This is a genomic window from Streptomyces sp. CB02009, assembly GCF_001905825.1.
Taxonomy (GTDB): Bacteria; Actinomycetota; Actinomycetes; order Streptomycetales; family Streptomycetaceae; genus Streptomyces.
The window spans coordinates 307,247-325,543 of record NZ_LIVV01000007.1 but is presented as its reverse complement, the minus strand read 5'-3'; the positions used below and the strand labels follow the sequence as shown (position 1 = coordinate 325,543).

The window sequence follows — 18,297 nt, the reverse complement described above, 5'->3', positions numbered from 1 at the left end:
GGGGGTGATGTCCATGTCATCTACGGGCGCGGGGGGTCCGGCGGGCGCGGGCGGTTCTTCGGGCGCGGGCGGCCGGGCAGGCGCGGGCGGCCCGGCAGGCGCAGGGGATCGAGCCGGCGCGGGGGATCGAGCCGGCGCGGGGACACCGGCCGGCGCGGGAGGTCGGGCCGGCGTAGGGACACCGGGCGGCCCGGGAGATCGGGCCGGCGCGGGAACCTGGGTGGCCACGCTCCTGCCCGCGTTCTGCGCGGTCGCCCTCCTCGCCTGGTCGGCCTGGTCCTTCGGAGGCGCGTCGGCGCCGTCCACCACGGTCGCGGTCTCGGTCGGCGGAGCGGCCGTCCTCGCCGCGGCCGTGGCCTACTACCTGCTCGTCGACGGCGTGGCGGGCTTCTGGGGCGCGCTGGCCCTGGTCGGCGCGCTGCTGCTCACGGTGGCCACGGCCGACCAGTGGGCCTCGCGCGGGGCGGTCGCGGACTGCGTCGTGGTGAAGGTCCACGAGGAGACGCACGTGTCGGTCGGCGAGGGCGGCGGCGAGCGGACCGTGTACCGCCACACCCTGCGCTGTCCCGGCGGCTATCCGTCGGCCCTGGCGGAGGACCACCGGATCGCCAAGGACGGCGGGGAGGTACGGGTGGCCTACGATCCGCGCCGCCGGGTGGCACCGGCGGTGGAGGGCTCGTCCCCGCCCTGGGGCCAGGCGGTCTTCGCCGTCCTGCTGCTGGCGGCCGCGACGGCGGGGGCGCGGAGGTTCAGCCGGGCGGGCCGGCGGGAGCGGGAGGCCCGGTCAGGTCCATCAGGCCGGCCGCCGTCGGCCGGAAGCCGCAGCGCTCGTGGAAGTCGGTGAGGCGGGGCTCGAAGTCCACGTGCAGCCAGTGCGCGCCGTGCCGCCGGGCGGCCTCGGCGGCGGCACGGACGAGGGTGACGCCGAGCCCCTGCCGACGCTCGTCGGGGTGGACGGTGGTGTCGAGGAGGAAGGCGTGCACGCCGCCGTCGCCGACGACGTTCACGTACCCGACGAGCCTCCCGGCGCGCCGGGCGGTCACGCGGAGGAGACTGCGGGTCAGGACGGGGCCGAAGTCGGTGTCCCGGTGCCCCGGCCAGGAGGCCCGGAAGAGAGCGTTGAGCTCGTCGCCCGTGAGCGCCGCGCCGACCTCGACGACGAGGTCGGTCACACGGGGCCGCCGGGAGTGACGGTCAGCGACATCGACACGGTACGGAGCGCGATCGAGCCGTACGGGGTGCGGAGCCGCAGCCAGGGACCGGAGGCGAAGAGCGCCACCGCGGCCTCGGTGTCCGCGGGCGGCAGGAAGCCCAGTGACTGCGCGGCGTGCACGGCCCGCAGCGGGAGTCCGGTGGTCCCGAGGGTCCGCGACCAGATCTCGCGGCCGATCCGGTCGCGCTCGGCCGTGGTGCGCCGCTCCTCGGGCAGGTCCTCGTCCCGCCCCCGGAACTCCGCGACGGCCGCGGCGACCGCGGCGCGCATCTCGGCGGCGGCGGGCAGCCCGGCGACCGGCCGCCAGCCGGCGCGGGGCGGGAGGACACCGGTCCACGGGGGCCCGGTGACGGAGTCCGGGACGACCGCCTTGCCCGCCGACTCCTCGATGCCTTCGAGGAGTTCACCGGCGGAGACGGTGACGTCGAGGTCGACGGCGTCGACCAGCCGGGCCGTACGGATCGCGAGGACCTCGAAGGACGCCGGCCGGCCGAAGACGGCCAGCGCCCCGCCGCCGGCCTGGAGGCGGACGGCGGCGGCCCGGTCGTAGTGGACGAGCCGGGTCAGGAAGGCGGCGAGTGCCGCCGCCTCCCTGGCGTCGGCGAAGTGCAGCGGCGCGAGCACGGTCATGCTGCGGACGTCATCCCGTCGTCGACGTACTCCTGGAGGAACTCGCGCTCCTCGGCGGAGATCCTGCGCGGCCGCTGCGCCTCGAGGTCGAAGGGCACGACGACCGTGGACGCCCGCACGTACGTGACCTCGGGGTCCTTGATCTCGTACGCGATCGTCAGCGACGCCGCGCCTATCTTCGTCACCCAGGACTCGATGGTCACCGGCTGGTGCCGGTGGACCAGCGGCCGCACGTAGTCGATCTCGTGCCGGGCCACGACGGACCCGCCGGAGAACGAGGGGGAACCGCCCCCCGGCGCGAGCCGGAACATGAAGTCGATCCGCGCCTCTTCCAGGTACCGCAGGAAGACGACGTTGTTGACGTGCCCGAAGGCGTCCATGTCCGACCAGCGCAGGGGACAGCTGTAGATGTGGCGCACGCTCAGCCTCGGGTCAGCTTCTTGTACGTGGCACGGTGCGGGCGGGCCGCGTCCGGGCCGAGACGCTCGATCTTGTTCTTCTCGTACGACTCGAAGTTGCCCTCGAACCAGTACCACTTGGACTCGCCCTCGTAGGCGAGGATGTGGGTGGCCACCCGGTCCAGGAACCACCGGTCGTGGGAGATCACGACCGCGGCGCCGGGGAACTCCAGGAGGGCGTTCTCCAGCGACGACAGGGTCTCGACGTCGAGGTCGTTGGTGGGCTCGTCGAGGAGCAGCAGGTTGCCGCCCTGCTTGAGGGTCAGCGCGAGGTTCAGGCGGTTGCGCTCACCACCGGAGAGCACACCGGCCGGCTTCTGCTGGTCCGGGCCCTTGAAGCCGAACGCGGAGACGTAGGCGCGGGAGGGCATCTCGACGTTGCCGACGTTGATGTAGTCGAGCTCGTCGGAGACGACGGCCCACAGCGTCTTCTTCGGGTCGATGTTGGCGCGGGTCTGGTCGACGTACGAGATCTTGACGGTCTCGCCGATCTTGACCGAGCCGGAGTCCGGGGTCTCCAGACCCTGGAGCATCTTGAAGAGCGTGGTCTTGCCGGCGCCGTTCGGGCCGATGACGCCGACGATGCCGTTGCGCGGGAGCGTGAAGGACAGGTCGTCGATGAGGACCTTGTCGCCGAAGGCCTTGGAGAGGTTCTCGACCTCGACGACGATGGAGCCCAGACGCGGGCCCGGCGGGATCTGGATCTCGTCGAAGTCCAGCTTCCGCATCTTGTCGGCCTCGGCCGCCATCTCCTCGTAGCGGGCGAGACGGGCCTTGGACTTGGTCTGACGCCCCTTGGCGTTGGACCGCACCCACTCCAGCTCTTCCTTGAGGCGCTTGGCGCGCTTCTCGTCCTTCTTGCCCTCGACCTTGAGGCGGGTGGCCTTCTTGTCGAGGTAGGTGGAGTAGTTGCCCTCGTAGGGGATCGCGCGACCGCGGTCGAGCTCCAGGATCCACTCGGCGACGTTGTTCAGGAAGTAGCGGTCGTGGGTGACCGCGACGACGGCGCCGGAGTACTTCGAGAGGTGCTGCTCCAGCCAGTTCACCGACTCGGCGTCGAGGTGGTTGGTGGGCTCGTCGAGGAGGAGCAGGTCCGGGGCCTCGATGAGCAGCTTGCAGAGCGCGACACGGCGCTTCTCGCCACCGGAGAGGTTGACGACCGGCCAGTCGCCGGGCGGGCAGCCCAGGGCGTCCATGGCCTGCTCCAGCTGGGCGTCGAGGTCCCAGGCGTTGGAGTGGTCCAGGTCCTCCTGGAGCTTGCCCATCTCTTCCATCAGGGCGTCGCTGTAGTCGGTGGCCATGAGCTCGGCCACCTCGTTGAAGCGCTTGAGCTTGCCCATCTGCTCGGCGGCGCCGTCCTGCACGTTCTCCAGGACGGTCTTCGACTCGTCGAGCTTCGGCTCCTGCATGAGGATGCCGACGGTGAAGCCGGGCGTCAGGAACGCGTCACCGTTGGACGGCTGCTCGAGGCCAGCCATGATCTTGAGAACGGTGGACTTACCGGCACCGTTCGGGCCGACCACACCGATCTTCGCACCCGGCAGGAAGCTCAGCGTCACGTCATCGAGGATGACCTTGTCGCCGTGCGCCTTGCGCGTCTTGCGCATCGTGTAGATGTACTCAGCCAAGAGAAACCGTCCGGCAAGGAGTGAGTGGGCAGATACACCCCATCTTGCCTGACCGGAACCCCGGGGCGGAAACCGGTAAGGCGGGAGCGGGGGCCCGGCGGCGGGGTGTGCCGGGGGCGGCGCGGAGTCGTACCGGGCGGTAGCGGGTGGAAACGGAGCCCGGACGTGCGACGACCCCGGACGCTGACGCGTTCCGGGGTCGTGCGGTGATCACGGGGCGATCATGATGTGACGCGGATCACTCCACGGGATCGGGTGGCTTCCCGGTGCCGGCGGGGCCGGCACCGGGGGCCGGGGATCAGGCGCCGGCGGTCTTCTTCTTGCGGAGGAAGAACACCGCGCCGCCGCCGATCACGACGAGCGCGGCGGCGATGCCCGCGATCATCGGGGTGGCGTTGGAGCTGCCGGTCTCGGCGAGGTCGCCGCCACCGGTCGTGGTGGTGCCGGTGGTGCCGGTGGTGCCGCCCGTGGTGTCACCGGTCGTGGGAGCGGTGGTCGACGGGGCGGGGCTCGACGGCTCGGTCGAGGGCTCCGTGCTGGGGGTCTCGGACGGCGTCGGGCCGGGGGTGGCCGTCTTGCAGTCCAGGACGCCCTCGAAGGTCTCCTCGAAGCCGTTCGGGCCGGTGATGGTGAACTTGTACGCCTCGTCCTCGGCGAGCGGGACCGGGATGGTCTTCTTCTCGCCGGGGGCGACGGTGTACGAGGTGCCCTTCAGGTCGAAGGTCCAGGGCTCGTCACCCTCGTTGGACGCGATGACCTCGAGGCCGCCCTTGGCGCAGTCCTTGGCGACCGTGACGGCCGGGACGGCACCCTTCTTCGCCCACGTGGCCGAGGCCTGGGCGGTGACGGTCGACTCGCTGGAGCCGGCCAGGATCAGGGTCTGGGACGGGCCGTCGATGGAGACGAACGCGCGGCCCAGCGAGACCTTGGTGGAGGCCTCGGCGGACAGACCGGCGGTGCCGTCGGCGGTGCCGGCGGGAACGTCGAAGAAGACCTCGTCGCCGTTCTTCGCCTCGGTGACGGGCTTGCCGTCCTTGTCCACGATCTTGACGCCGTCCGGGGTGCCCGGGGCGGTCGTCAGCTTGGCGATCTGGGCGTTGGTGGAGACGGTGATCGGGCCGAGCCGCTCACCGGCCTTGCCCGCGACCGAGGACGGGGAGAGCGAGAGGGAGGCCTTCGGCTCCTCGAGCTTGACCGCGTCCTTCAGGAGCTGCTCGGTGAGCTTGCGGGCGTCGGCGCTCTTCGGCGTCGCCGTCACGTCGTCGGACAGGGTCCAGATGGCGGCCTGGGTGGCCGCGGCGGCCTCGTCCTTGGACAGGTCGACGTCGAGCTTCTTGCCGAGCTCCTCCGCGGAGTGCTTCGGGTAGCCGTTCTCGAGGATCCAGAGGATCTTTCCGGCGTTGTCGTTGTTGTGCAGGGAGGACTCGTCCCAGCCGACTTCCTTGTAGTCGAAGTCGTGCTTGGCCGGCGTCCGGAGGTCGATGCAGTAGGTCTGGAGAGTGCCCCCACCCTCGACCTGCATCTTGAAGAGGCCGCCCTGGACGCCCCACTTCGAGCCGTTCTTCTCGACGATCTCGACGGCGTCGCGGTCCGTCATCCCGCCGAGCTTCGCCGTCACGCCTCCGGTGCCCGGGGCACCGTCGTCGGCCAGCGCCGGTCCGGCGGTCGCTATCGCACCGGCCATGACAAGGCCGGAGACGAGGGCGGCGGCAGCGAGGCGAGCAGCGCCTCGGCCACGTACTGAATACATTGCTTTCCCCTCCGGGCGAGTCGCTCCACGAACCATGGACTGGTTTCGCGTGGGGGGAGCGCACGCCAGCAGATCACAGACCCGATGGGCTCACGTGCCACATGAGTACCCGGGAATCCTAGGGATGCGGAACCCCCCGGTGCCCGGCCATACGGTCAGATAACCATTCCGAATCGGAATCGTTATCACGCAGGGCGAGTTGGTCGACAAATCGCCACGACGCATGGTCAGGGCACGGTCACCAACTGCGTCGCCGACTCCGCCGCGGCCTCCTCCGCCGCCACCGCCCATGGGTCCCGGTCCGGCGCCAGACCGAGCACCGGCGCCCTCTCCACGGCCCCCACCTGCGGTTCCGTCCGCGGCTCGGCTCCCGACCCGGCCCCTGGCCAAGACCCCGGCTCCGCCTCGGCCCTGAGCGGCCGCGCCACCCGCCGGAAGGCCGCCGTCCCCCGGCTCAGATCGTGCCCCACGGCCAGCGCCGCCACGTCCACGAAGGTCTTGCGCTGCCCGTCCCGCTCGTCCTCACGCACCCTCAGCCTGCCGTGCACCACGAGCGGTTCCCCGACGGACACCGAGGCCGCCAGATTGGCTCCGAGGGAACGCCAGGCGGACACCGTGTAGAAGCTGGTGGGCCCATCGGACCAGATCCCCTTCTCACGGTCCCAGCGGCGCGCCGTCACCGCGAAGCGGAACCTGGCGACCCCGCCCGTCGCCGTGTCCCGGTACTCCACCGCCGTCGCCACGTTGCCGACGAGCGTCACGGTCGTGTCGTTCATGGTCCGTTCCCCCACCCTGCGTTCACGCTGCTGTCTCTTCACCGGTCGGACACCATCGTGGGGCTGCGGCGAAGACGCCGCCGGGGGCTGTGGACGGGTGCGGGAATGTGGACAACTCCCCCACTCGGAAGGGTGTACCGAGGGCGGGGCACACCGGGAGAAACCACCGCACGAGGAGGCCGCCGAGGCCTCCTTCGTACGCCGAGGCCTCCTTCGTACGCTCTTTCCGCCTCCGCATCCGCATCCGCATCCCCCGTACCCCGCTACCGCCCCCGGACCCCCGTGCGGGTCGCGCCGAGCCGACCCGCGCCGCTGCGGCTTCCGCCGACGATCCGGGCCGCCGGACGCGTGCCCACCACCGTCGCGTACTGCTCGCGCACCTCGCGGTAGCGCATCAGCTCCGCCGCGACCGGGTCGAGCACCCGGGCCCGGCCGCAGGCCGCCGCCGCCTCGCGCAGGCGGCGTTCGGCCTCCTGCCCGTACCGTCGCGCGGGGCCCTTGACGGCTCCCTCGCAGGCCCATTCGACCAGCGGTCCGCCGATGATGCCGCCGAGCATGACGAGGACCGGCGGGAGCAGCCCCGGCTCGACGACGCCGACGATCTGCCCCACCAGCCACAGCGCGCCGAAGATCTGCAGGAGCGTCATCACGGCCTGGGCGAGGACGGCCGCAGGCCACCACGCCGGGCGGGGCGGCCGGGCCGCCGCGTCGCCGATGGTGACCGTGAGCTCGTCCAGCGCCTCCGGCAGCCCTTCCGCCCCGCGCGCCGCCGCCTCTCGCACGGCCTGCGCCCACGGGGTCGGGAGCCCGCGGGAGGCTTCGTCGGCGACGACCCGTACCGCCTGCTCCACGCGCTGGCGTGCCGTCAGTTCGTCCTCGACCGGGGTGGCGAGGTGCGGATCGGTGGAGCCGTGCTCGCGGATCCGCTCGTACCAGCGGTAGAGGCGCAGCCAGGGGGTGCCGCAGGCGCGGATGGCGCCGCGGCGCCAGACCCGTTCGGCGGCCTCTCCGGCGGCCTGGGCACCGACGGCGGCGGCGAGCCGGTCGCTGAAGGCCTCGCGGGCGCGCTCGTCGAGCCCCGAGCGGCCCTCGGCGAGGTAGGCGGGCCGGAGCCGGGCCGCGGCGGCGTCGACGTCGGCGGCGAGCCGGCGCTCGGGAGCGGTACGTTCCTGGACGAATCCGGCCACCATCTCCCGCAGTTCGGGTACGCCGTCACCGGTCAGGGCGGAGACGGCCAGGACCGTGGCGCCGGGTTCGCCGTGCTCGCCGAGCGCGACGCCGTCCTCGTCGAGGAGGCGGCGGAGGTCGTCGAGGACCAGGTCGGCGGCCTCGGTGCCGAGCCGGTCGATCTGGTTGAGGACGACGAAGGTGACCTCGGCGTGCCCGGCGAGCGGCCGGAGGTAGCGCTCGTGGAGGGCGGCGTCGGCGTACTTCTCGGGGTCGACGACCCAGATGACGCCGTCGACGAGGCCGAGGACCCGGTCGACCTGGTCGCGGTGGGCGGTGACCGCCGAGTCGTGGTCGGGGAGGTCGATGAGGACGAGTCCCTGGAGGCCGGCGTCGGCGGCTCCGCCCGCGAGCGGCCGGCGGCGCAGTCGGCTGGGGACGGCGAGCCGGTCGAGCAGCCCGGCGGCGCCCTCGGACCACGAGAGCGCGATGGGCGCGGAGGTGGTGGGGCGGCGGAGTCCGGTCTCGGACACGGGGACGCCGGCGAGGGCGTTGAAGAGCGTGGACTTGCCGCTGCCGGTGGCGCCGGCGATCGCGATCACGGTGTGCCGCGAGGAGAGCCGCTGCCGGGCGGCGGCCTCGTCGAGCACCCGCCCGGCCTCGGCGAGGGCTTCGCTCTCGACCCGGGTACGGGAGAGCCCGACGAGTTCGTGGAGCGCGTCGAGGCGGGCACGGAGGGGCCCGCCGTAACTCCCGCCGAGGGGCGGCAGGGTGTCGGGCTCCTGGATGCCGTCCGCGCCGGGAAGCGCGTCGGCGACGGCGGCACTCCGCTCGGCGGCGCGCCGCGCGATCAGCCCGTCGTCCCAACGACCGGGCCGCTCGCGGTCGGGCTGCTCGCGGTCGGGCGTACTGCCGTCGGCGCCTGCCCCGGTACGGGCACCGGCCCTGTCGCCAGCCCTGTCACCGTCCCGGGCACGGGCACCGGCCCCGTCACTGTCCCAGGCGCGGGCGTCGGCGCCGTCACCGTCCCGGGCACGGGCACCGCCCCTGTCACCGGGACGGGCGTCGGCGCCGCCCCCTCCCCCGTCAGCACGGGTTCCGGTGCGCGACTCGTCGTCGTCCACCACGTCACTTCTCCTTCTGCAGTACGGAGAGCGCGGCGATCAGCTCCGCCTGCGGCTCGGGGTTCACGTCGAGTGCCGCGAGGGGCGCGAGGCGCTGGTCGCGTTCGGCGTGCAGGACGCGGTCGACGTACGAGAGGACGAGTTCGCCGCCCTTGTCGCGCAGGCGGAGGGCGGCCTGGGCGCCGAGGAGTTCGGCGAGGCGCTCGCCCGCGGCCCGGGTGCGGCGGCCGCCGAGGAGGGAGGCGGCGAGGAGGGCGGCGACGGTGTCGGCCTCCGGGACGGCCGTACGGGAAGCGGCCGGGCGTTCGACGGTGCGCACCTCGTCCTCCGCGACCTCCTCGAGGACGCGCCGCCAGCGCCGTACCTCCACGCCGATCCGCTCGGCCGTGTCGCGGTCGCCGCCGGTCCTGGCGGGGCCGAGGGCGTCGGCGGCGGGTTCGCGCCGCCAGGCGTCGCGGACGCGTTCCTCGGCGGCGGAGACGGCGCAGTGGAGGAGGGCGGCGAGGGACTCGGCGAGGGCGTCGAGGAGTTCGTCGGCGGTGCTGTCGCGGGGGTAGGCGCGCCAGCGGGTGCGGGCGTCGCCGGCGAGGACGGCGCCGCGGCCGAGCTGTTCGCGTACCCGCTTGGCCTGTTCGCCGTAGGCGGTTTCGACGGCGCCGCCGAGGCGGACGGAGGCGGCGTACTGCGCGGCGACGGCGCCGGCCAGTTCGGGGAGGCGGGCGTCGAGGGAGTCGATGACGCCGGTGGCGGTCCGGTCGGCGGCCTGCTGGCGGGCGGCGGGGTCCTCGGCGCGGTGGGCGAGCCAGCCGCGCAGGGCGGCGACGGCGGAGTCGGGGAGGAGGCCGCTGCCGCCGTCGGCGGACTCGGGGAGCTCGGGGATGGTGAAGCGGGGCACGTCGCCGAGGCCGGCCTTGTCGAGGAGGGCCTCGTACTGGCGGGAGACCTCGCCGATGACCTGGTGGGGGACGCGGTCGAGGACGGTGACGAGGGTGGCGTCGTACTCCTTGGCGGTACGGAGGAGGTGCCAGGGCACGGCGTCGGCGTACCGCGAGGCGGTGGTGACCATCACCCAGATGTCGGCGGCGCAGATCAACTCGGAGGCGAGGAGCCGGTTCTCGACGACGAGGGAGTCGATGTCGGGCGCGTCGAGGAGGGCGAGGCCGCGGGGCATGGAGGCGGCGGTCTCGACGCGGAGCGCGTTCTCCTCGGGGGGCGGGGCGTCGTCGGCGTGGTCGTCGTCGGCCTGCGGCAGCCAGACGCGGGTGAGCTGCGGGAGGACCCGCATCCCGGCGAACCAGTGGTGGTCCTCGGGGTGGCAGACGAGCACGGGGGTGCGGGTGGTGGGCCGGAGCACACCGGACTCGCTGACGCGCCGCCCGACAAGGGAGTTGACGAGCGTGGACTTGCCGGCCCCGGTGGACCCGCCGACGACGGCGAGCAGCGGGGCGTCGGGATCTTTGAGCCGGGGCACCAGGTAGTCGTCGAGCTGAGCGAGCAGCTCGGCCCGGGTCTGCCGGGCGCGTGGTGTGTCGGGGAGGGGGAGAGGAAGGCGCACGGCGGCGACACGGTCGCGCAGGGCGGAGAGTGCGTCGATCAGCTGAGGCCGTTCGTCCAAGGTCACCACATGCGAAGAATGCCCAATTTATGAGTGTTTTTGAAGCCTATTGCGGCCCTGCGCGCCGAAGAGAGGGGTGGTGACCGGAACCTCAGGCATAACGAGTGCACAACACCCGCCCCGAGCGGCGCCAAAAGCGCTGCGCGAATCGCACCTGCCTGCGATTATCGTTCCGCTTCACCGAACCTCCACATCGTGCCACGCAGGTGAAGCAACCGGGCCAAGGCGATCGGAGCCCTATCCTTGTCCCGGCAGGCCACACCCCACCCACAAGGGGCTCCTGGCCACACGGCCACCACCCGGCCCCCGTAGCTCAGTGGATAGAGCAGGTGCCTTCTAAGCACTTGGCCGCAGGTTCGAGTCCTGCCGGGGGCGCTCCGCGTAAGACCCTCCTTCGGGAGGGTCTTTTTGCTGGTCAGGGGTGGTTTCGGGTGGGTCGCGGAGGGGCCGGACACGCCCCACGACGGGGTGAGGCACGTCCGGCCGTGTCCGGCTGAAACCGGGTTTCTGCGGGTGGCCACGGAGAATACGCGGAGAAATTTTCAGCCGGTCGCCGCGGCCGGGTCCGGCAGCTCCCCCGCTTGCTCGATGCGGCGCTTGAGGTCGGGCAGCTGCCCGTCCACGCACCGGGCGTAGGTGGAGAGCAGCACGGGGACGCTGTTGCCCGCCCACTCGGCCACGGTCGCGGGCGGTACGCCGGCGTTGAGCCAGTTCGTCAAGCAGGTGTGCCGGAGGTCGTACACGCGGCGGCCAAGCGGGGTCCCGAATTCGTACGAGGTGAGCACCTCCTTCCGGGCCCGCCGCCACGCTCGCCGGATCACGGATCCGGCGAGATCTCCGCCCTTCTCCCCCTGCATCAGAAGGTCTCCGGGCTTCAGGCCCTCCTTCTCGATGTGGGCCCGGAGGATCCGCGTCAGGGCGGGGCGACAGGGCACCGTCCGGGTGTCGTCGGCGGCTCGCCCCTTGAGGCCGCGCTGCTCGCGCACCTCCCCCGTGTCCGTCCACTGTTTGCCGACCTCGGGGTGGGCGGTGTGGAGCAGCAGCTCGCCCCACTGGTCGTCAGCTTCCACGTCGGGCAGGCGGACGTCGCCGACGTCGATCGCCACGACCTCCTCGGGTCGGGCGCCGGCGTAGTACATCGCGGCGAAGAAGGTGTGCAGCCGCGGGCCGCCCCTCGGTCGGGCGTAGACCCAGCCGAGGAGCTTGGCGGCCTGCTCCTTGTTCAGCAGGGAGCGCTTGTCGACGGCCGAGGAGGTCTTGGACGCGGCAGCGCCGGCGCCCTTCCCCTTCGGGAGCAGGTTCTCCTTGAGCACCTTCTTCTTGATGGCGTGCTCGAGGAGGACGTTCAGGACCCGCTTGGTGCGCCGCGCCGTGCTGGCGGCCACAGCCGTCCCGTCCAGCTTCGTCCCGGCCGCGCGCAGCACTGTCTCCACGGTGCTTTCGTCCTCCCAGGCCGCCATGGTGAGCGAGTTCCGCTCCACCCACCGAAGGATCACGGCGACCTCCGGCGGTGCCTGGCCACGCCTCAGGGTGTTGAAGGCGTACTCGCGGAGGGCCCGGCGCACGTCGACGCCCTTGAACGCGGTGGGCTGGGATCGGAGCAGGGCGATCGTGACGGGCGTGAGTGCCTTCGCCACGTTCCGCCGGTTGTTCGCGGACGTCCGCGCCCAGAGCTGGTCCACGAACTGGATCGAGAAGTCGAACCACGTCACGCCAGCCGGCTGGGAGATGCGCGAGACCGGGAGCCCAGTGGAGATGCTGAACGCCTCCCCCTTCCGCGCCGCTGACACCAGCCCGGCACGGAAGAACTCGGCGAGGGCCGCCGTGACGAACGTCTGGCGGTGCTCCCGGCCGTTCAACTCCCAGCGCACGGTTTAGGTGGTCTTCCGCTTGCCCACGTTGACGCCGGTCTTCCAGAACTTCACGTTGTACGTCACGTCCATCACGCGGCGTCCTCGTGCTCGTTCAGCCAGAGGTCCAGGTCGACCCGGCGCACTCGGAGGGCGCGCCGTTCGGGAGCTTGATGCAGCGGGGTCCGCCTCCCAGCGGGCGAACCGCCCATGGTCCGTCTGCCACGAGCCATAGCGCTCCGGCAGGTCACGCCGGGGAGCACCGGTCAGCAACCGCCACAACACCCCGTTGATCACCTGCCGGTGATCCCGCCATGAGCGACCTCACCCATCAACATCTGACAGCAAGGGCACTATCTGCTCCCATGCCGCATCCGTCAGCTGATTACGACGCCGCCACAAGATCAATCATCAGTCAGGCCCTAGTTGAAGTAGATGCGGTTCGACGACGCGGTGTTGGCAGCTAGGGCGCTGGCGTTAATTACGACGCTGGTCTCCTGGGCCATCGCGTTAACTGAGAAGTTGTAGTTCTGGAAGGCTGTCATCCGCTTCACGTTGTACGGGTTCGCACTGGTGAAGGGGTTCTTGCAAACCATACAGATCGCGGAGTTGGCTCGGTTGTCAAAGCTGACGTTGCGAAGATCCGGGTAGTCGCAAAAGACACTGACCGACGACCCCGTGGCGTTGTACCCATCGTAGAAGCGCATGGTCGCCCAGGGGTGACACGTCGGGGCGGCAGCGGCGGCAGCAGTGCGGGGCTGCTTCGGGACGGCGACGCCCCACTTACGCGCAGCGTTCTTAGCAGCGTCAGCGGGCAGTCCTCCCACTGCGAGCAGGTCGAGCTCAAGCTCACGCTCGGTCGCAAAGCAGGTCAGTTCACCCATGCCCTTCGCGTCGTGACAGTGAGCCTCGCCGATTTCCTTCTCCAGGGTGGGCAGGGTGGTGGCACCGCCCTTGTACTCGACGAGAGGCGCACTCACGCCTGTCCGCGCATCGGCGGTCTCAGCGGAGGCGGCGGGGACGGCGAGCAGGGACAGAGCGACTGCGGCCAGCGCGGCGCATACCTTGGTTCTCAACATGGCTTCACAGTATGGGACTTACCCCCGCAAGGGAACACACTTTCGATCGACGCCTGCAAGTCCGTCACGTTCACGCCATCGGGCGCACGGTCAGATCAATCACAGCTCCGGCGCGTCCGAAACGAACGAGCCTCGACCCAGCTCGGTGTACAGCCGCCCCTCTTCACGTAGGGCGACAACCGCCTTCTGAACCGTCGACGGCACCACGTCCAGCTCGGCGGCCACCTGGTACACGGCAGGGAACCGCTCCCCTGCCCGCCATTTGACCGCATCCAGGAGCCGGCGTAGTTCATCGACCGCCTGAGGCCATACGGTCGTACTGCGATCGAGATCCATACGGCAAAGGCTGTGCGCATTTGCCTGTTCACGCGACCGCAGATAAGCGAGTACGCATACACGCATGTGCTCCGATCGCGTGACACAAGAAGACCCCGCCGAGGTGGCTAGACCTCCCGGAGCGTGGCCGATCACCCAAAGAGTGATTCGATATGCGCAGCGTACTTGCCTTACCGGCCGCAGTACTTCGCGGAGGTCTGGCGAGCGGGGAGCCGTCCTTTGCGATCCCCATCGCTGCCAGGGAATCCACAGCAACGCGGCCATTTCTGCGCAGCAATTGGCGTCCGTATCGGCGCGCCTCGAGGGCGTACACATCCGCGCGTAGAACGAGGCACCGAGCCTGCTGGCCTTTGCTTGCTCGCCTCTACTTACTCCGGCCAGGGCACCGCTTGCTACCCCACCGAACGGCCGGGCAATGACCGCTCCGACGACCTCGAGCAAGCCGCCGCCGACGGCCGCCGACTCCTCGGACGCACTACGCCGACACCGGCCATGTGCTCCAGCTGAACGGCCTCCGCGCCGAAGCCTTCTCCGGCCTGGACGGGGAACCCTTCGACCTCCTCGCAGCAGGAAGTAAGGCCGAGGAGTACCGCATCCGCGTACACGCTGCCCGGCACACCCGTCCCCGGCTCGCCTCAGACAAGAAGTGGGGCCCGTCTCCGTCCATGCCCGACGGGTCCGTACTCGCCATCCGCCTGCTGCCTGGAGCGCGGGACCTGCGAGTGCCGACAAAGACGCAGGTCAAGCACCTAATCCGCGAATCACACCAATTCCCTTCCAGCACTTGGCCGCAGGTTCGAGTCCTGCCGGGGGCGCTCCGCGTAAGACCCTCCTTCGGGAGGGTCTTTTTGCTGGTCGGGGTGGTCAGCCGGCGTGGTTGAGCACGTTGCCGTTGGTGCAGTGGTTCGTGGTGTCGCCCGTCCACGCGCCGCCCACGGGGACGACCGCCAGCTCCTGGAAGCAGACGGCTGCGGCGCTGAAGTTCCAGTTGTTGGCGGCGTTCACGCCGGGTCCGAAGTTGCTGTCGTTGTCCGCGTGGGCCGGAGTGGCGAGGGCGAGAGCGGCGCAGGCCAGGGCCGTGGTGGCGATGATCTTCTTCACGGTTCGCCAACCGGCTGCCGGAACGCCTGGTCACGGGGGTTCGGGAAGGTGTCCCCCGCACGGCGCCCGCCGGCGCCTCCGTCCGGGTGGTCTGACGTCCCGTCCGTCCGGGCGGATCGCCGCGGGCGGATCGCCTCGGTCGGATCGCCTCGGGCCCTGCGGCGAGCGGGCGTCGGGGCGGGAGGGGACCGGGCGGGACCGGGCGGGACCGGACGGGACGAGACTGGGCGGCACTGGGCAGGACCGGGCGGGACTGGGACGGGACCGGGTGGGACAGGAGCGGGGGCTTTCGTCAGTCGGTCAGTAGGTCCAGCTGGTACTCGTGCGTGCTGCGGTGGAAGCGGAAGCCCAGGCGGTGGTTGACCGCGATCATGTGGGTGTTGTCCTGCGCGTTGTCCGTCTCCACCTCCTCGATCCCGGGGTGCTCGGCCCGGAGCCTGCGCACCATCTCCGCCTTGACCCACAGCCCCAGCCCGTGGCCGCGGTGGGCGGGCGCCACCGCGGTGTCGTACTGCAGGGCCCGCCGCGTCTCCCCGGAGCGGATGACGATCTCGGTGTATCCGGCCATCTCGCCCTTCCCGCCCTTCTCCAGCGCCGCCGTCGTCAGCAGCAGGTCACCGCGGTCGGCCAGGACTTCGGCCATCGCGCGGACCCGGTCGGCGGTCCACGTCCGGCTGCCGAAGTCCATGTCGCCCATGGGCATGTCGTTCATCGCGTTCTTGGCCGAGGCGAAGGCCTCGGCCAGTTCGTCGGGAACCGTGCCCGTCCAGCCGACCAGTTCGTAACCGGGGTGTTCCGCCTCGGCCTCGGCGACGTCGGCGTCCGCGACGTCGAGCAGCAGGTGGTCGAGGGCCAGGACGCGCCGGAAGCCGCGGGCGGCGCAGAAGGCGCCCGTCGGTCCCTCGCCGGGCGCGGCGGCCACCAGGCTGCGGCGCTCGTCGTCCCGTGCCGCTCCCACCGCCGTGGCCAGCAGGTGCGAGCCCACTCCCGAGCGCCGTCGCTCCGGGGTGACGTGCAGCTCCAGCTCCGCCAGGTGCTGCTGACCCGGCGAGGTGAACAGCCGCAGTCCGGCCACACCGACCACCGCGCCGTCGGCGTCGGCCGCCAGCCACAGCAGCCGGCGGTTGTCCCGCCCGACGACGGAGAGTTGGGCACGGATCTGCTCGACCGTGGGCCGGGGCTCCTCGGGCAGATCGGCGGCGAGCGAGGCCGACACGACCGCGTGCCAGGCGGTGGCGTCCTCGGTCGAGACCTGGGTGAGCGGAACGATGTTGATCATGGGTGACTCCTCGGTGAGGATGGCTCTGTCGGTTGTTGCCTGTGTGCGGGCGGGGCGGGCGGCGTGGGGTGGGACTGGGCAGGGCGGAGCGGCTCGGGAGAGTCGCACGGGTGATCGGGCCCAGCCTGGGGCATCCCGTGCGTTCGGGCCATCGTGTTTTTCCACGTCGTCACCGGTGCGCTCGTGGGTGTCCGCGGCCGAGGAGGAGGGCTCGTGAACGGTACGAGGGAGGCGCGGGAGCGTCCCGACTGGCGGGTGTTCGTCGTCGGGGGTGCCTCGGGAATGGGCAAGACCGGTGTCGCGCGCGCACTGGCCCGGCGCTACGGCGTCCCCGTCGTGGAGGTCGACGACATCGTGGAGGCGCTGCTCGCGGTGACGCGGCCCGAGCACCTGCCGGAGGTTCACTACTGGCGCACGCACCCGGAAGCCGCTCGCCGGGCGCCCGAGTCGGTCGTCGAGCGGCAGATCGCGATCGCCGAGGCACTGGCCCCGGCGGTCGGGGCGGTGGTGGCCAACCACCTGGGCACCGACACCCCGGTGATCCTGGAGGGGGACTACCTCCTGCCCCGCGTCGTGACCCCCGGAGGCCCGGTCCGCGGCGTCCTCCTCCACGAGGACGACGAGGCGCGGGTGACGGCCAACTACCTGCGCCGGGAGCCGGAGGCCGGGCCGCAGCACCATCGCGCCCGCGTCAGCGTGCTGTACGGCCGATGGCTCGCCGCGCGGGCGCGCGAGGCCGGCGTGCCGGTGGTCGCTCCGCGTCCGTGGGAGGACCTGGCCGACCGCGTCGTGCGGCGGGGCGAAGCCGTCGCACAGGAGCCGCCGTCCCCCCTCCGCGGCCGCTGCTAGCCTGCGGCTCATGATCAAGAGCAGCCCGGACGGCCGAATAGCCCGCCTGGCCCGCGTGGCGGGAGACAACGGGCCGGAGCGCGTGCTGATCGCCGCCAGCTTCGTCAACCGGGTCGGGAACGGGCTCTTCAACGCGGCGTCCGCGCTCTACTTCACCCTGGTCGTCGGACTGCCGGCGGCGCAGGTCGGGGCCGCGCTCACCGTCGCCGGACTGATCGGCCTGTTCGCGGGGATCCCCGGAGGCCACCTCGCCGACCGGCGCGGCGCCCGCACGATCATGATGCTGTCCCTCGCGGTCCAGGCAGTGGCGATGTCGGCCCTCGTGCTCGTCGAGAGCTGGACCGCGCTGACCGTCCTCGCGACGCTCGACCAGATCGCCGCGGCGGCCGGCGGAGCGGCCTGGGGCGCGCTGGTGGCCCGGGTCGGGACCGAACGCCCGGCCCTGTTCCGGGCGAAGCTGCGCACCTTCGTCAACCTGGGCGTCATCTTCGGAACGGTCGGTTCCGGTCTTGCGGTGGCGGCGGACACCCGCGGCGCCTACCTCGCCCTGATCCTCGGCAACGCGTCGAGCTTCGCCCTGTGCGCGCTGCTCCTGTTCCTGCTGCCGAACTACCCACCGCTGCCGGCACCGCCGCGGGAGCGCCGCCGCGCGGCCTTCTCGGACCGCCCGTACCTGACGTTCACCGCCCTGTACGGGGCCATGGGGCTGCAGTACTCGGTGGTGTCCCTGCTCCTGCCGATCTGGATCGCCCAGCACACCGAGGCGCCGCGCTGGACGGTGGCGGCGGTGTTCGCCGTCAACGCGGCCTTCTGCGTCCTCCTGCAGACCAGGATCGGCTCCCGCATCGAGACGCCGCACGACGGCGGCCGGGCGTTCCGCAACGCCGGTCTGCTCTTCCTCGTCAGCTGCCCGATGATGGCGCTGGCGGCGTACACCCCGGTCTGGGCGGCGGCGGGGCTGCTCGTCGCGGCAATCTTCGTCCACAGCCTCGGGGAGATCTGGGAGTCCTCGGCGGGCTTCGCCCTGGGCTTCGGCCTCGCGCCCGACCACGCCCAGGGCCAGTACCAGGGCCTCCTCGGCCTCGGCTTCAGGGCGGGCCAGGCCCTGGCCCCCGCGATCCTGACCACGGTGGTGCTCGGCCTCGGCACGGCGGGCTGGCTGGTCCTCGCGGCCTTCTTCGCGGCCCTGGGCGCGGCCGGGCCCGCGCTGGCCCGGTGGGGCGTCCGGACCCGGCCGCAGCCGGCCGTCGCCGCGGAAGCGGTGGGCTGACCGGGCCGGACAGGCCGACCGAGCCCCGTGAGCCCAGTGACCCGACCGGGCCGACCGGGCTGCAGCCGGGCCCTGACGCCGGAGGCCTTCCGCGGGTGGATGACTCCTCCGTGGGTGCCCCGGCCCGGAAGGTGGGTCATTCTTGGGGTATGGGTGCCGTGCGTGGTGTGTC

At 71.8% G+C, this 18,297-nt stretch carries 16 protein-coding genes, 1 tRNA gene and 1 pseudogene; 4 read left to right on the top strand and 14 right to left on the bottom strand.

What is annotated here, in order from left to right; genetic code table 11:
* Positions 1–220: 220 nt before the first annotated feature.
* Positions 221–844, top strand: coding sequence for a hypothetical protein (locus AMK27_RS28220; protein WP_073913835.1), 624 nt, complete (start codon positions 221–223; stop codon positions 842–844).
* Here AMK27_RS28220 and AMK27_RS28215 read toward each other — a convergent pair.
* The 8 genes from AMK27_RS28215 to AMK27_RS28180 form a co-directional block, all read right to left on the bottom strand.
* On the bottom strand, positions 750–1,172 hold the full coding sequence (locus AMK27_RS28215) for a GNAT family N-acetyltransferase (protein WP_073913831.1): 423 nt from the start codon (positions 1,170–1,172) through the stop codon (positions 750–752). The two genes, AMK27_RS28220 and AMK27_RS28215, sit on opposite strands and share 95 nt — an antisense overlap.
* On the bottom strand, positions 1,169–1,843 hold the full coding sequence (locus tag AMK27_RS28210; RefSeq protein ID WP_073913828.1) for a hypothetical protein: 675 nt from the start codon (positions 1,841–1,843) through the stop codon (positions 1,169–1,171). Before AMK27_RS28210 ends, AMK27_RS28215 begins: the two co-directional genes overlap by 4 nt.
* Positions 1,840–2,262 carry an acyl-CoA thioesterase gene (locus AMK27_RS28205; RefSeq protein ID WP_073913825.1) on the bottom strand — a complete coding sequence of 141 codons (423 nt, stop codon included), beginning with the start codon at positions 2,260–2,262 and terminating at the stop codon, positions 1,840–1,842. Before AMK27_RS28205 ends, AMK27_RS28210 begins: the two co-directional genes overlap by 4 nt.
* A 2-nt stretch (positions 2,263–2,264) precedes the next feature.
* On the bottom strand, positions 2,265–3,929 hold the full coding sequence (gene ettA, locus AMK27_RS28200; protein WP_073913822.1) for an energy-dependent translational throttle protein EttA: 1,665 nt from the start codon (positions 3,927–3,929) through the stop codon (positions 2,265–2,267).
* 298 nt (positions 3,930–4,227) lie between these two features.
* Positions 4,228–5,679, bottom strand: a complete 1,452-nt coding sequence (locus AMK27_RS28195; protein WP_073913819.1) for a Cys-Gln thioester bond-forming surface protein — start codon at positions 5,677–5,679, stop codon at positions 4,228–4,230.
* 227 nt (positions 5,680–5,906) lie between these two features.
* Positions 5,907–6,455 (bottom strand): single-stranded DNA-binding protein, encoded by a 549-nt coding sequence (locus tag AMK27_RS28190; RefSeq protein WP_073913816.1) that lies wholly within the window; start codon positions 6,453–6,455, stop codon positions 5,907–5,909.
* 263 nt (positions 6,456–6,718) lie between these two features.
* Entirely contained in the window at positions 6,719–8,749 is a 2,031-nt protein-coding gene (locus tag AMK27_RS28185; RefSeq protein ID WP_445194880.1) for a GTPase, read from the bottom strand.
* Between the two features lies 1 nt (position 8,750).
* Positions 8,751–10,361, bottom strand: a complete 1,611-nt coding sequence (locus AMK27_RS28180) for a dynamin family protein (RefSeq protein WP_073913813.1) — start codon at positions 10,359–10,361, stop codon at positions 8,751–8,753.
* Between the two features lie 302 nt (positions 10,362–10,663).
* Between AMK27_RS28180 and AMK27_RS28175 the strand changes: the two genes are divergently transcribed.
* A tRNA-Arg gene (locus AMK27_RS28175) sits at positions 10,664–10,736 on the top strand.
* Between the two features lie 167 nt (positions 10,737–10,903).
* Here AMK27_RS28175 and AMK27_RS28170 read toward each other — a convergent pair.
* The 6 genes and pseudogenes from AMK27_RS28170 to AMK27_RS28145 form a co-directional block, all read right to left on the bottom strand.
* Positions 10,904–12,232: a tyrosine-type recombinase/integrase gene (locus tag AMK27_RS28170; protein WP_241847625.1), complete on the bottom strand. Its 1,329-nt coding sequence runs from the start codon at positions 12,230–12,232 to the stop codon at positions 10,904–10,906.
* 171 nt (positions 12,233–12,403) lie between these two features.
* A pseudogene (locus AMK27_RS41995) lies at positions 12,404–12,592 on the bottom strand (transposase); the annotation flags it as partial.
* 41 nt (positions 12,593–12,633) lie between these two features.
* On the bottom strand, positions 12,634–13,290 hold the full coding sequence (locus tag AMK27_RS28160) for a hypothetical protein (protein WP_073913810.1): 657 nt from the start codon (positions 13,288–13,290) through the stop codon (positions 12,634–12,636).
* A 99-nt stretch (positions 13,291–13,389) separates the two neighbouring features.
* A complete protein-coding gene (locus AMK27_RS28155) occupies positions 13,390–13,626 on the bottom strand; it encodes a GntR family transcriptional regulator (protein WP_073913807.1) in 237 nt (78 codons plus the stop codon).
* An 864-nt stretch (positions 13,627–14,490) separates the two neighbouring features.
* Complete coding sequence (locus AMK27_RS28150; protein WP_073913804.1) at positions 14,491–14,727, bottom strand: hypothetical protein; 237 nt, start codon at positions 14,725–14,727, stop codon at positions 14,491–14,493.
* Between the two features lie 292 nt (positions 14,728–15,019).
* Positions 15,020–16,006 (bottom strand): GNAT family N-acetyltransferase, encoded by a 987-nt coding sequence (locus AMK27_RS28145; protein WP_073913801.1) that lies wholly within the window; start codon positions 16,004–16,006, stop codon positions 15,020–15,022.
* 213 nt (positions 16,007–16,219) lie between these two features.
* Here AMK27_RS28145 and AMK27_RS28140 point away from each other — a divergent pair, with 213 nt between their 5' ends.
* Positions 16,220–16,855: a hypothetical protein gene (locus tag AMK27_RS28140; RefSeq protein WP_241847624.1), complete on the top strand. Its 636-nt coding sequence runs from the start codon at positions 16,220–16,222 to the stop codon at positions 16,853–16,855.
* A 10-nt stretch (positions 16,856–16,865) separates the two neighbouring features.
* Positions 16,866–18,125, top strand: coding sequence for an MFS transporter (locus AMK27_RS28135; RefSeq protein ID WP_073913798.1), 1,260 nt, complete (start codon positions 16,866–16,868; stop codon positions 18,123–18,125).
* Positions 18,126–18,297: the final 172 nt, after the last annotated feature.